The organism is Bacillus sp. BR3(2024) (genome assembly GCF_039134555.1).
In the GTDB taxonomy this organism is placed as follows: domain Bacteria; phylum Bacillota; class Bacilli; order Bacillales; family Bacillaceae_G; genus Bacillus_A; species Bacillus_A cereus.
The window spans coordinates 2,958,575-2,973,572 of the sequence record NZ_CP152433.1; the positions used below are offsets into that span (position 1 = coordinate 2,958,575).

A 14,998-nucleotide genomic window follows, 5' to 3' on the forward strand; every position below is an offset into this window, starting at 1 on the left:
TGTTGTATATAAATTTACTTAGTTATTAACTAGCCTCATAATATTTCTTTTACATTAAATAGATTTGAAATATTATATAAATTCGCTTCTCACTTACTAGTTAAACTAGACATTTCCATAGATTTTTGCGTACAACGTTTCATAGCTGAAATGATAGCTGTTCTTAAACCTTTTTCTTCTAGCGTTACTACAGCTTCTATCGTCGTTCCACCTGGAGAACAAACCATATCCTTCAATTCACCTGGATGTATTCCTGTTTCCAATACCATTTTTGCAGAACCTAATACAGCCTGAGCCGCAAATTTATAAGCTTGTTTTCTCGGCATACCACCAAGTACAGCAGCATCTGCCATGGCTTCTATAAACATATACACATATGCTGGAGAAGAACCACTAATAGATGTAACAACATCCATTAGCTTTTCATTTATGACCTCCGTCTGGCCGAAAATATTAAATATGTTCAGTACCTCTTTTATATCTTTTTCTGTAACCATTTCATTAAAACATAACGCAGACATTCCTTCTCCAACAAGTGCCGGTGTATTAGGCATTACTCTAACAACTTTTAACTTTCTACCAAATTCATTCTCAGTGCTCTTAATACTTTTTCCTGCAGCAATAGTTACAACGATTACATCATTTTTTATTTGATCTTTTATTTGGTTAATTACCGATGAGTATAAATCTGGTTTGATTGATAAAATTAAAATGTCAGCACTGTTAGCGACTTCATTATTGTTAGTAGTTATAGTTATGCCATATTCATTACTAGCATTTTTTAAATTAATGACGTTTAAATCTGAACAAATTATTTGATCTGGAGAAACTATATTTTTTTTTATCATCCCACCTATCATAGCGATACCCATGTTTCCACATCCGATGAATCCTATTTGTTTATTCATAATAATTTGCTCTTGCTCCTTCTACTCTAAATTTTATTGATTTTGAAATTATTATTCTAAATAAGGGCTATTACAATTACTGGGTTTATCAATAGAATTTCAAAATTCTCCTTCCTATATAGAGCTTACATATACCTCTAATAACTTCTTTGCTTTCGCTGAATTTTGAGGTGGGGGTCTTACTGCCCCGCAAATAGCGGGATAAAATCATTTCTTTAATCTATAATAAGAAGGACATAAAAAAACAAAAAGTTACAAAAATTTTTAAATTAAAATTTTTGTAACTTTTTGTTTTGATGCAAATATAATTTCAATTAAGGTATCTCACCGTTTTAAACTTGACGCTCCATAATCTTGTATAGTTACATTTATATGATATTTAATCGGTACCATACTAAATGTTCGATCCCAATCTTTTTTGACTTTCTCCCATGTTCTCGGGTGCTTAATTCTTAATTGGTTTCCAAAACCCGCAATATCGACTTGGTATTCTTTTTGTATTTTTTTTGTAACATGATGTACTAAGTGCTTTACTTCTTTTTCAATAGCTTTTTCTTCCCTTTTCAAAAATTCATTTTCAAAATCTTTTCCTGATTGCATCCAATTTTCAGACAAACGCCCTTCTGATTCAATGTTTACATCAAAGGAAATATTATTTCCGTTAACATGTGGTATGATTTTGCTTTTTATTGACTTTATTTCGTATATAATGAGTTTCTTTGATTCTTTATCAAAAGTTTTTACCACACCACCATTCCTTTTTCCGTTTATCCATACTACTCCTTCCAATTCCTGCTCATTTAAAAAGCCCATCAACTTTTTTGTCTTCCCTTTAATTACAGCAGCTCCTGCAAATTTTGTTTCCCCATTTATCGAGATTACATTTTGCAAAAGAAAACTGGCCCCTGACCGCATCTTTCCTTCCAATTTAGCGAGCGATACAGGAGGTAAAATCCTTGTTGTTCTATTTCTATTATCTGCAATTCCAGACAAACGAAATGCTGGGATTTCTCCTTTTTTGTTTGATTCCAGTACCTCCTTCGCTAGACCCTTGCTAATTAAGAGCATACAGCTAAGCCGAACTTCATTGTCACGGAGATACTGTTCAAGTAATTGTTCTAAACTGTATGTACGTACAAGACTATCGCTAATAACAATATTTTTTAAATGTGGGCTGAACATTGTGCTCTCTCTTTTCAATGAAAACTCACGAACAATTTGATGAATGGAATCACCGGTCTCAGAAACATTTATATAACGTTTTTGTTGTCCATTTCCTTTACTTTGTGCTTGCGAACTAACAATTTGATAAGTAGCTGTTATAAGGTTTCTTTTAGGATAACCTCCTTCCTCATCCTCTTTCTCAATTGTTGAATCCTTCCCTTTATCTAGTGCTATACCTGCAGTTAAACTCAATTCTTCTACTTCTTTACTGCTCCAACACCCTGTTAAAAATAGAAGCAAAAGCGTCCATAACAAAGCCAAATAGAACCGCATATAATTAAATTTATGTTTCACACTACTCCTCCTTTTAATCGCGTAATAATAAGAAGAAGCAGTGGCAGTAAACCAAATAAAAATAAAGCAGCATTACCGAGCATATCCCCCAATTTAAGCAAGTCATTTATATTTTTCGAAGTCATAGCAATGATGTAAATGATTGGAATCAAAGCAAAAATAAATGGATGAATACTCTTTTTAAAGAGTTGCGCTAATCCTAATGCAGCTGCATAATAACTAATCGTATAGGTAGCAAATATTTGCATAATCCATATTACAAGCAGTAAAGATTCAAAACGTTCAAATATCAAACCAGAAATTTCAAAACTGCGCATAAGGTCAATTGTCGGCCATGTTCTTGTTACAACCCCATCAACTGATAATGCACCAATGACCATTACAACAGTTATTACATAAAAGATTAACGGAATAGAAATTCCAACTAAAATAGCTTTTACTGCTTTCTTTCGTTGTTCCATAAATACCAAAAGAATTAACATAATTTCAGGACCTGTATATGCGAGAGACGTTGTTTTTATCCCATCTAACACTGGTTTAATTCCCAAACCTAATACGGGACGGAGATTATCTATCTCGAATATTCCGATACTCATAAAGGAAATGATTAAAAAAATAAAAACAGTAATAGGAAATATTATTTCAAACATCCGTGCAATTGAATTAATACCACCCATAATCAAATAGAGACCTATCCACATAAAAGGCATAACAATAGCCCATGTGGGGGTTCCTTCTAGTAAAAAAAAGCTTATTACTTCTGCCATTGAACGAATTTGAAATGCTGAAGTTGTAAGAAAATACCCTATAATAAGAAAACTAAGCAATCTCCCTATCCATTTCCCTACAATATCTTGACTGTATTGGTAAAATGTTTTTTCTGGAAACTGCTGACTTAATTTGACCATAATTACTCCTGAAACCATTGCCAGTATCCCACCTAATATCACACTTAACCATACATCTGGTGTTTTCACTTTTTCCACAGATGCTCTGGGCAAAGTAAGAATTCCTGTCCCAAGTATGTAATTTACAATAATAACAACTGCTTGTGAAGTTGTTATTCGGTCTTTAGGTATAGTAATCACTGAAGGCCACTTCCTTTCGTCATCAGCTACCTTTTGCGGATAGTTTTTTTGGTATGCATTATTTTCGGTCGACGTCTCATTATTTTTAATGGCATGCGAACCATAAAATCTTTCCAATCACTGAATCGATATGGAACAGCAGGGCTGGTATAAGGAACGCCAAAACTTTTCAGTTTCACTAAATGACTGCAAAGTAAAAGAAAGAAGAGAATAACTCCATACAATCCAAATATCGCAGCACAAAACATAGCTACAAAACGAAGAATGCGTAACGTAATTCCCACACTATATTGCGGAATAGTAAAAGAAGAAATAGCTGTTACCGCAACAACGATAACCATTATTGGACTAACAATTCCTGCTTCTACGGCAGCCTGACCAATTATTAAACCGCCCACAATTCCCATTGCCGGTCCAATCGGTTTAGGCAGACGTAAACCTGCTTCTCGTAAAACTTCGATAGCTACTTCCATAATTAACGCTTCTATTAAAGCGGGAAAAGGAACTCCTTCTCGCGATCCGATAATAGAAATAGCGAGCTTAGTGGGAATTAATCCTGGATGAAATGAAATAAAAGAAATATACAGTGCTGGAGCAAATAATGAAACAAAAGCTGTCATGAAGCGTAATAAGCGGAGAAGCGTACCAGGAAGCCACCTTTCATAATAATCTTCTGGTGATTGCAGCAGCATACTAAATGTAACTGGAGCAATTAAAACAAATGGTGTTCCATCTAACAAAATAGCTACTCGACCTTCCATCAAAGCACTAATAACACGATCAGGTCGTTCTGTATTTTGAATCTGCGGAAAAGGACTGAGATAATTATCTTCAATAAGTTGCTCTATATAACCAGATTCGAGTACACTGTCTATGTCAATTTTCTGAATTCTGTTTTTTATTTCATCCACCAATTCTGTACTAGCAAGATCTTTAATAAATGCGACGACTAACTCTTTCTTTGCACGTTCTCCTACTGGTAGCTTTACTAATGATAAGCTCTCATCCGCACAGTGTCGTCGCAAAAGTGAGGTATTATCACTTAATACTTCAGTAAAACCGACCCGTGGCCCTCTGACTAATGCCTCCGATACTGGTTCTTCAATGTTTCGTTTATTTGCTTTTGTTGTACCAAGAATAAACACATCTGCTAAACCATCAATTAAAAGAGCTGTTGAACCTATCAATACTTTGGGTATTAAATCTTTTATGTAATGGACTTCTGCTACTTCACTAATTGTAAGAACTTTATTTTTAATATATTCTTTTGAAACAGTCCCCTCCACATAAGAAGATTCATTTTTATATTCATCAGAAAAATCATCCATTAGTAATTTCATAATATGTTTGTCAATTATCTCTTTATCTGATAGACCATCAACAAAAACGATCCCAGCCTGAATATCTGTGCGTCCAATATTAAACTTCCGAAATCGAACATCAGAATTATGTCCGATTTGTTGCTTTATAAGTTCTAAGTTAGAGGCAAAATCATTTGTGAAATGAACGTTTGTATTTTGAGATGGTTTATGCTCTTGTTTCGTTTTACTTTGAATATTATTTTTTTTCACTTGTTTGTCTCTTGACTTCCACCAACTCATTCTTCCCACTCTTTCTCTGACATACGAACCCAATGAAAAAATCTTGAGATAGTATACGGAATTAAAAACAAGATAAAAGCTTGTACAAAGACTTTCCAATCTGGAAGATAAGAAGTAATTATGTTCCACATTTTTATCACCCAATTTATATACTCTGCTAGGATTGAGATTTCTAAAAAACGATATGTACTTAATAAAAAATAACGATAAGATTAAAGAGCAGAAAAGCGAGACATTATGCTTATTTAGTACCAATAACCTAATTAGTATAAAAACATTTCTGACCTAAAATACCATTTCCAATTATAATTTGTTAAATATTATCTCCTTTTCCCTTATTTATATGCCCGCATTTGAATTTCAAATAATATAAGGATCAATGATATTTCCTCTTAAAGAAAAAAAGATGCCAGAAGGTAGCATCTTTTTTTCAATTCAACTTACTATGTATTTATATTTTATTGTGAAAATACTCGTTTTTTTTAATGAATATTAATGTGTAAAAAATACATATTCTTTTGTTTTAAGTTCATACACTTCTACCGAATCGATACGGAATTTTCTGATTTTAAAACCAATATGAAATAAAGGAAAATCCTCTCTTAGAAAAACTATATAAAACCAATAACATGAAAACAATTATCAATCTATCAATTGAAAATAATACTTAGCAAGAGTTTATTATCTTAACTCCAAGTGTATTCGTTTTGCTTCAAAATAAAGAACTTGAATAAATTTTTTCGTATCAATACGAGCAGGTAATGTTGGTTCATTATTCAATTCTGTCATCTTTCTCCTTACGGTAGTAAAATCAAAAAATCTAGAAGCATAATTTTCGAACTTCGGGTTTAAAAAATCAGTAAGTCCAAGGGATGCTAAATGGTTTAATGATTGATAAATTGCTCTCCGAATCCGTTGTTTGGAAGCTTCTATGAACCTTTTTAATTCGGCATCTTCAGCTGAATCCCCAAGTTTTTTTTGAGCTAAATTCATAAAAATCTCTTTTAGTGAGGGAAAGCCTTGTTCCAACGTGTTATCTTGTTCATATTTATATAAATAATCTAGCATATCCATTAAATCTTTACTTCCACTTTCACTGGCTATTCCTAATTCAGACAAAAGAAAATGAATGGAATTTTGAAAATGATTGAAAGTATTTAAATGTTTTTCATTACGGTATTTTTCTTGCACAATTGAATTACTATCCAATTTTAGTACCATATTAAGCGATTCTTGAATGTTTTTTATTGATTTTTCCAAACGAATTCGTTCAATGACTTTCCGAACAACTGTTAATACTTCAATCCGGTTAATTGGCTTAATAATATAGTATTCAACACCAAGCGAATAAGCTTCAGCAATTAATTCTTTTGATTCTACTTGAGAGACCATGATGATTTTCCCTTTAAACGAAGGCTTTATTTGACGAATTGTTTTTATTCCATCTTGATTCGGCATTAACAAATCGATAAATAAAATGTCTATATTTTTAAGGATTACCATTTGTTGCTCTAAAGATAAACCATCCTCAGCTTCTCCTATAACCTCCCCAAGATCTTCATCCTCGATAATTTGAGCCAACATTGAGCGAACCGCTTTTTCATCATCTACTATATAAAAATACATAGAATCACCCTTTCGAAATTATATGATCAATCCCTAATCTAATTATAAAAATTGATCCTTTTCCTTCGGTTCTGTCCTCAAACGTAACATCACCTTCAAGTTGTGCGACCATTTCTTTAACATACGATAATCCGATACCTGTCGATGGGTTGCCTAAATCATCATATTTAGAAGTAAACCCAGGCTCAAAAATTGAATCTTTATATTTTGAAGAAATACCAGGACCATTATCGCCTATTTGAAATTCAACAAAATGGTGGTCTTTATTAATGTCAATTGTGATGGTTCCCATACCTTGGATAGCTTCTACAGCGTTTGTAACGATATTATTTATAATAGATAAGATTGTGTAAATATGATAATGAGGATGCACACCATCAATTTTATACACAAATTGGATGTCTTTCTCTAGCAACCGTGCATATTTCGTATTTGCCCGTATAATGATATTTACTAGTTCATGTACAGACATATAATCTGTAAAACTTTCATCAGAAATTAATTTTGAAAGTCCCGCAAAAATACGTTGGTTATCCTTTTTAACGTCATGGACCTCACCAGCAATTTGTAATGCCTGTTGCCTTAAATCCTCAAACTGAAAATCCATCTGTTTGTGCTCAAAGGAGTCTAAGGTTTTATATAAATCATAGGATTTTTTTGTTATATTCTCAGCATCTTGTAATGTTTTCTTTAAATGAACAGCATCTTCATATAAATTAGAGATGAGCATGAGCATATGTTCATTTTGTTTCTTTATATGTCTCTCCCTTGATTGCGCTTCATACAATTTCATCATATTGAAAAAGCTTAGAACTATAAAACTATGGGAACATGCGATAACAATGATCTCATTTATTGCCTGGGATGTGATCGATGTTTTTAATACGAAATATTGAATCATTAATTCCACACAGTCTGACAGTATTTCAATCATGCAACCAATAAAACCAATCATTAGTGGTTGATGATAAAAACGTTTGATTTTTGCTAAATGAAAGAGATACGAATAGGTAAAATAAAAGAAAAAACTAGGATAGTGAGTATGAAAAGCGGCTAGCCAATCCATATTTCCCTTTATAATGACATCCATTGAGATACGAAATACTACCACGACTATCGCTGTTAAAAAACCCGGTAAAAATGCTGGAATTCGTCGAAACAATAACAAAAAAAAGAAAAATGTTGGTGCACCAAAGCTCATTCTAAATGTTTCATTTAAAGGAAATGACTTTATTTCACCTACTAAGGGTACTGTAAGTATCATTAAAACGAGAATATAGATGTCTTTTTTTACTAAATTACTAAGATTCAAAATAATCACTTCTCACTTTCGCCTAACAGTCAGTATACAAACCTATTTGCATTAATACAATACTTACTCTATTTTTTTCAAAAGCTGATAAATAAGATATAAACGAAAGCATTATAGATTGTGAGTATTCATTACACCCTTCTACTTTAGAAAGATACTTTATAACTCAAAAATGTTCAGACACAATATAAGGTCTGAACACTTTTGGACTCGCTCTAACACCAAAATATCTGTGCTCCTTTTTAAAATATACTTAAATCCCATTCTTTTGCAATATGTTCTAACAACATAATTCCTGGTAAACTATTCCCATATTCATCAATGGCTGGTCCGTAAATACCAATACCACATCCATCTTGGAACGATAAATCCTTCCTAGATTTTGAGGGAACAAGTGTCATAATTCCGCCGGATACCCCACTCTTAGCTGGTAATCCAATGAAAGCAGCAAATTTTCCAGAAGCATTGTACATTCCACAAGTTAGCATTAAAGCTTTTGTTAACCTAGCTACTTCTTTAGGGAGCACTTGTTCTTTGCGAATAGGATGATATCCATCATGTGCTAGTATAAGCCCTATTAAGGCAATATCTTCTGTATTTATTTCAATCGAACATTGTTTTAGGTAAACCTCTAGTGTCTCCTCCACATCTGATTCTAGAAAACCATTCTCCTTTAAATAGTATGCTAATGCTCTATTACGATGAGCCGTTTCCCATTCTGATTGAAATACTATTTCATTAATAGCGGGACGCTTCTCTATCATTTTTTCAATTAATACGTATAGAGATTCTAATTTTTCTTGCACCGATGTCCCTGGCAAAAGTGAAGCTATCGTAATCGCTCCAGCATTGATCATAGGATTAAAAGGTTTTCCTGGTTTATGTATCTCTAAACGAATAATTGAATTAAAGGCATCTCCAGTTGGCTCTACGTCAACTCGTTCTAATACATAAGAAATACCGCGACTTAAACAAGCGGCTATAAAACCGATTACTTTTGATATACTTTGTAATGTGAAAGGTATCTCCCAATCTCCTGATTTTATCATTGTTCCATCTGGCTTTACTATACAAATACCTAACTGCGATACATTTATTTCCCCCAGAGCGGGAATATAACTGGCGCTTCGTCCCTTAGCTGCATACGCTCGATAATGAGCTACCCATTGATCTAAGCAAACTTTTTCTTGACCCTCAACTTGAACGCTAGAATCCTTTATCATTTAATCATATTCCCCCGTACTATTAACTTTATATAGAATGATTTTTTCTTTACTATAATCAATAATATTTGCACTAGAACCAAGAAAAATATTCAGACATATTGCAGTCTGAATATCCTTCTTATTACACACTTTTCTTTTTTGAAGTTTTCTCATAACTATCCCAACATTCAATATTTTCAAGCCCTTTAATGTTTTCTTTATAAAAAATAGGATCTTTACCAGCTTTTTTCTGGTTTATATAATCTTGTAACGCCGCAAATGCTACTTTTGAAAGTAAGGTAATAGCAATTAAATTAATAATAACCATAAAGCCCATAAATAAGTCCGCTAAATCCCATACAATTTGAATCTTTGCAACAGAACCAAATACAATCATAGCCAACACACTTATTCTGTATATCATTAACCACACTTTACTTGTATGTAAGAAGCGAATATTTGTTTCACCATAATAATAGTTGCCAATTAACGCACCAAATCCAAATAAAAAAACAAAGATAGCAAGACAACCCGATGCCCAAGGACCTATGTGTTCACTTAATGCTGCTTGTGTAAGTGCAATACCATTTAATCCCGGTTGTTTATATGCATCAGACAGCAAAATAATAAAGGCAGTGCTAGTACAAATGATCAGTGTATCCGTTAATACACCAAATGCTTGAATCAGTCCTTGTTTCACCGGATGACTTGTTGTTGCTGTTGCGGCAACGTTTGGTGCACTTCCCATACCAGCTTCATTTGAAAATAAACCACGTTTAACTCCATTCATAAGTGCTGCACCAATTGAACCGCCTGCTATTTGTTTAAAACCAAATGCGTTTTGAACAATAAGAGAAAGAACTTCCGGCATTTTTGATATGTTGGTAACTACAACAAATAATGCGACTCCAATGTATAATACCGCTAAAAATACCACCTTGTATTCAGCCATTTTTGCAATACGTTGTACACCACCAAAAATAATCGCAGCGAAAGCAATGGCCATGATTATCCCAACTGTTAGACGATCTGTACCAAATGAGTTTTGAAAAGCAATTGTAACTGTATTTGATTGTACTGAATTGAATACAAGTCCAAAAGTAATTGTGATTAAAATAGAGAATAATACTCCCATCCAACGTTTATTCAACCCTTTTTCCATATAATAGGATGGACCACCGCGGAAACCAGTTTTATCTTTTACTTTATATATCTGTGCTAATGTGCTTTCGACAAAACTAGATGCCGAGCTGATAATAGAAATAATCCACATCCAAAATACAGCTCCAGGACCACCTAATGCAATTGCAATCGCAATTCCTGTAATATTCCCTGTTCCAACGCGGGCTGCCATACCAATACAAAACGCTTGAAAAGGAGAAACTTGATCTTTAGCACCACTTTTTCCCTCCATTAATACACGGACCATCTCTTTTAACATTCGAAACTGTACAAAATTCAATTTAAATGTAAAATAAATTCCGCAAATAACAAGCATAATAATTAACAATTTAGACCATAAAAAATCATTTGTTGATCCGACTAAATCTACAAAAAACCTTTCCATATCATCACTCCATACCAAAATTTATCTATCATAATCTATATAAAATCACCTATATTTCCTGGTATAAATACCTCTTTCATATTCAAATACAACAAGGATAAAAATTTTCTATATGAATCGGATTGGCCTGTTTAAGCAAACATCACAACATGTAACCGTAAAACTGAAATTTTGAAGTACTTAACAATTATACAAACGGATGCTCTACCCCTTTCTGCAAAACTAATATTTTTATCCACTAACATTGTTGTACTACTATGTTTGTTTCGTTTACCGGTGATTTAAATCATAATAATCAATAGTGATTAAGTGGTTTTTTGTTAATCTTCTCAAGAACATGGAAATATCTCCTTTCTCACTACTAATCTCAAAAATAGGCTAGGTAAAAACTTCGCGAAAAACTCTATAAAGCGCTTTCACTATTCAACTAAGAAAATCTTGTCTTTAATTTATAATTAAAAGTACAGAATGTTACGAAAAAGTACAGATTTTTATAAAAACAAAAAATATTTTAAGTTTTTTCCATCTAAAAAACACTGAGATTTTGTAAATTTTATACAGTATCCAAACGTCGCAGATTCTGTTCTACCTAACCTTTGACAAGCCTCTATTTTCTTCATAAAAAACATGCATACTTTTTCTCTTTTAGAACTTCTTATAAAGTATTTGAAATCAAGAATCAATAGAATATTATAAGAATATTAAAAAAATAAAGCATTTAATTTATTTATGGTATCATACAAAAAACATTTGTTTTCTCAATTAATCCCCCTAGCTGGATTCGTCTATATTGCACATATTTACAACATGAAAGACACTAAGCAAAAAAGGATTTTATTGAAGGGATGAAACATTACAAAACTCTTATTTAGGAACTTATGACATCCTCTTTTCTAGCAATATCGAGTTATCCCAAAAAACGTATATTTACTAACATAGATTACAGGTGGTGTATTGTGAAAGAAATAGTATTCGTTCAAAATAAAAAAAGACTCCTTATGAAATTCGGATTTTTAAAAAAAGATTTAGTACTTACCATTTCACTAATACTAGCAATTGTAAGCTGCTTAATACATTCGCCAAAGATCGAATATATTAACTTTGAAGTGTTAATTAGCTTATTTAATCTAATGGTGGCCATTAAGGCCTTGGAACAGCTAAAGATATTAGACAAACTTGCCGTTGCCATTTTAAATAAATGCAATAACAGCAGGTCAATATCTATTATTCTAATTTTGTTATGCTTTATTTGCTCCATGTTTGTAACAAATGATGTCGCTCTCCTCACTTTTGTACCAATAACACTTGTCATTAGTAAAAAAACACAAATGAACATGATGGATACAATCATCTTGCAAACAATTGCGGCAAACATCGGTAGTAGCTTGATGCCTATGGGAAACCCACAAAATTTATACCTATATTCTTACTATGGAATTAAGCTCATCCCATTTTTAGGTTCAATCCTGCTTTTAGCTGTACTTGGAATTAGTTTGTTATTTATATGTACTCAAAAACTTCAAAAAACAGATTTGAAAATAGAACTACCTGTTATTACCGTGAAAAATCGAAAAAAAGCTAACGTCTGGATTTTAATACTTCTCACTATCATTGCATCTATTTTTGGTGTCATTAATTATTACATTGCACTAATAGTCACATTGATAGCAGCATTTACGTTAGATAGAAACTTACTATTTAAGATCGATTACTTTCTTCTAATAACCTTTGTCTGTTTTTTTATTTTCATCGGAAACATTTCACATTCGGATGCACTGGAGACATTTGCTCGCGCTAATTTAAGAGGAGATACTTCAGTCTTCTTTAGTTCCATATTTTTGAGTCAATTGATTAGCAATTTTCCTACTTCAATTCTTCTATCAAACTTTACTTCTGATTGGAAAGCTTTATTACTAGGAGTAAATATTGGAGGGCTCGGAACAATCATCGCATCTTTAGCCAGTGTAATCTCCTATAAACTATTCATTCAGGCCAATGTTAAAGAGAGCAAGGCGTATTTAATTAAATTTAGCATTTACAACTTTTCATTTTTAATCATACTTACATGTATACAATACTTTATGTTTAAATTTCTAAAAATTTTTTAAAAAATTGATTCCTTTAGAAAAACCCAAATTTCTCAATTTAATGCTGAGATATTTGGGTTTTAATATAGGTATGTTTAAAGAGCTACAACAAAGTTACCATCAATTTAATATTTTGAGATGTTCTCACAGCGAAAATCTTTTAGCTTTTACGTTGTTTATTAGATTTCAGTTCATTTTTGAAGTCTTCTTCACAAAATCCTTAATGCCCCTCAATTTTTTCCTGCTAATATTATCTTTAATGGTTGAATCTATTTCAATTTCTAATTTTGCAAATGCTGCTCCTACACAATTATAGATACTTAATCCAAAAGCAAGATGTCTTGCAGTACCACTAAATGCCTTTTTAATATCAATGTCAGGACGATAAACGTTGAATTTATCAGGCCTTTCAAATACGTTAGAGTCACAATTTGTTGCACCAATCATACAGTAGTATCCACATAACTAGTTACATTCTCCTTTTTTCTATTGTTAATAGCTTCGTAATAAAAGCTGTTAAACATCAAAAGTGCGAAGTCTTAAATTAAACTTCGCACCTTATACAAATTTACAATCCGTGACGATACCAATACAAATGCAATACTAGATACATACTAATCACTCATTATATCTGTTGCTCTTTTAATTGGCCAATGTATAAACAAATCCTTTTACTTAGCCATTCTTCATGATTGGCTTGATTGTTTCTAGATACTTAATCCCTCTATACTCTTTCAAGCGGTAATCCATTCCGATGGAAATTACAAATGACAAAATTTATCCGTTTTTCCTACTTTCTAAATTCAGCAAGTAAAATGTTCTTAAAAACTTCCGGGTTATTAAGGTTTAAACTGTTCGAATTGATAGCGAGTGTATGTTTACCTCCAAGTGTTCCACCAGCAAAAGTGGAAAACCCTGGAACGGCACCCCTGTGTCCCCATACCGAGACACCGTTCGGAAGCTTAATTTCAAGTATTCCAAGACCATATCCGGTTCCCTCTCTATTTGTAGGAACTGTAGTAAGCATTTGTTTTAACTGCTGTTCCTTCAGTAATTTGCCACCTAGTAAGCAAGAGAAGAATTTGTTTAAGTCGTCAGCAGTAGAAATCATATCTCCATCCGAGCTACCTGGGTTAATATAAGTAACATCTTTTAGCTCACTCGCTCCGTCTAGTTGCAAGTAGCCACGGGCATGCTTGGTGCCTGGAATCACGCTTGAATTACCAGGTAGAAATGTATTTGACAAATCCAGCGGTTCAATAATCCGATTTTCAACCTCTTCCGCATAGCTGTTTCCTGTTACTTTTTCAATAAGGATTCCTAGTATTACATATCCTGTATTTGAATAAGACCAACCCTTTCCTGGGGCAAAGTCTGGGGGAAGTGAACTCCCCATCTTTACAAATTCTTCAGCCGTATACGATTTTTTTTTATCCGTAATATCGAAGTCTTTTGAATTTATATAGTCAGCAATACCACTTGTATGATTCAATATTTGACGGATAGTAATCTGGTTACCATCATATCCGTTTCCTTGAATAACGCCAGGTAACCATTTTTCAATGGAGTCGTCTAGATTCAAACGGTTCTCTCCAGATAATTGAAGTAGAACTGTTGCAATGAACGTTTTCGTCACACTGCCAATGCGAAAGCGAAAATCTGCTTTCATTGGTTTCTTAGTTCTCAGATCCGCTATCCCAGCCGTATAACTCCAAGTTTTACCACCCTTAGAAATTTGAGCGAGTATTCCCGGGTATCCAAGTTGCAGTTCATCTCGCATTGCTTTCTTAACGGAAGTACGATCGCTTTGCGTACTTGTTTGTAACGAACTAGATACATTTTGCGTAGGTTCTGCTTTTACAACTGATGTTGGTGTTATGTATAACAGGGAACTTCCACCTATTAAAAGCGCTAGACTTGCACATGTAATTTTACTGCGTGTTTTCATAAAGAATTCCTCTCTTCTATTTAAATTGTATTGATGGCTAATAGCTGTCTCATATACGAACCACACAGCTATCAACTCTCCCAATGATAAAAGTCAACACTGAATTTGCAATCAACGTACTAATCATTATTTTCACAA

Annotated in this window: 11 protein-coding genes; 1 reads left to right on the forward strand and 10 read right to left on the reverse strand. The window is 33.0% G+C overall.

Annotated features, from left to right (window positions below; translation table 11 throughout):
- Window positions 1–89 precede the first annotated feature (89 nt).
- The 8 genes from proC to V7S45_RS15335 all read right to left on the reverse strand — a co-directional run bounded on the left by proC (window position 90) and on the right by V7S45_RS15335 (window position 10,825).
- Complete coding sequence (proC, locus tag V7S45_RS15300; protein ID WP_001041290.1) at window positions 90–908, reverse strand: pyrroline-5-carboxylate reductase; 819 nt, start codon at window positions 906–908, stop codon at window positions 90–92.
- Window positions 909–1,232: 324 nt separating this feature from the next.
- Window positions 1,233–2,426 (reverse strand): Ger(x)C family spore germination protein, encoded by a 1,194-nt coding sequence (locus V7S45_RS15305; RefSeq protein WP_025686876.1) that lies wholly within the window; start codon window positions 2,424–2,426, stop codon window positions 1,233–1,235.
- Entirely contained in the window at window positions 2,423–3,514 is a 1,092-nt protein-coding gene (locus tag V7S45_RS15310; protein WP_025686877.1) for a spore germination protein, read from the reverse strand. Before V7S45_RS15310 ends, V7S45_RS15305 begins: the two co-directional genes overlap by 4 nt.
- Before the next feature lie 26 nt (window positions 3,515–3,540).
- Window positions 3,541–5,115 (reverse strand): spore germination protein, encoded by a 1,575-nt coding sequence (locus tag V7S45_RS15315; RefSeq protein ID WP_000119234.1) that lies wholly within the window; start codon window positions 5,113–5,115, stop codon window positions 3,541–3,543.
- Between the two features lie 681 nt (window positions 5,116–5,796).
- Window positions 5,797–6,741, reverse strand: coding sequence for a response regulator (locus V7S45_RS15320; RefSeq protein ID WP_000274087.1), 945 nt, complete (start codon window positions 6,739–6,741; stop codon window positions 5,797–5,799).
- 4 nt (window positions 6,742–6,745) lie between these two features.
- Window positions 6,746–8,062 (reverse strand): sensor histidine kinase, encoded by a 1,317-nt coding sequence (locus tag V7S45_RS15325; RefSeq protein WP_025686878.1) that lies wholly within the window; start codon window positions 8,060–8,062, stop codon window positions 6,746–6,748.
- A 233-nt stretch (window positions 8,063–8,295) separates the two neighbouring features.
- The gene (gene glsA / locus V7S45_RS15330) at window positions 8,296–9,276 is read right to left on the reverse strand and encodes a glutaminase GlsA (RefSeq protein ID WP_000588648.1); all 981 of its coding nucleotides are present in this window, start codon (window positions 9,274–9,276) and stop codon (window positions 8,296–8,298) included.
- Between the two features lie 124 nt (window positions 9,277–9,400).
- Window positions 9,401–10,825, reverse strand: a complete 1,425-nt coding sequence (locus V7S45_RS15335) for an alanine/glycine:cation symporter family protein (RefSeq protein ID WP_000439275.1) — start codon at window positions 10,823–10,825, stop codon at window positions 9,401–9,403.
- 956 nt (window positions 10,826–11,781) lie between these two features.
- Here V7S45_RS15335 and V7S45_RS15340 point away from each other — a divergent pair.
- The gene (locus V7S45_RS15340; RefSeq protein ID WP_025687853.1) at window positions 11,782–12,933 is read left to right on the forward strand and encodes an anion transporter; all 1,152 of its coding nucleotides are present in this window, start codon (window positions 11,782–11,784) and stop codon (window positions 12,931–12,933) included.
- Between the two features lie 165 nt (window positions 12,934–13,098).
- Here the strand turns inward: V7S45_RS15340 and V7S45_RS15345 are convergent, their stop codons facing one another.
- On the reverse strand, window positions 13,099–13,359 hold the full coding sequence (locus V7S45_RS15345) for a cytochrome P450 (RefSeq protein WP_025687852.1): 261 nt from the start codon (window positions 13,357–13,359) through the stop codon (window positions 13,099–13,101).
- A 343-nt stretch (window positions 13,360–13,702) separates the two neighbouring features.
- Complete coding sequence (locus tag V7S45_RS15350; protein WP_025687851.1) at window positions 13,703–14,860, reverse strand: serine hydrolase domain-containing protein; 1,158 nt, start codon at window positions 14,858–14,860, stop codon at window positions 13,703–13,705.
- Between the last annotated feature and the right edge of the window lie 138 nt (window positions 14,861–14,998).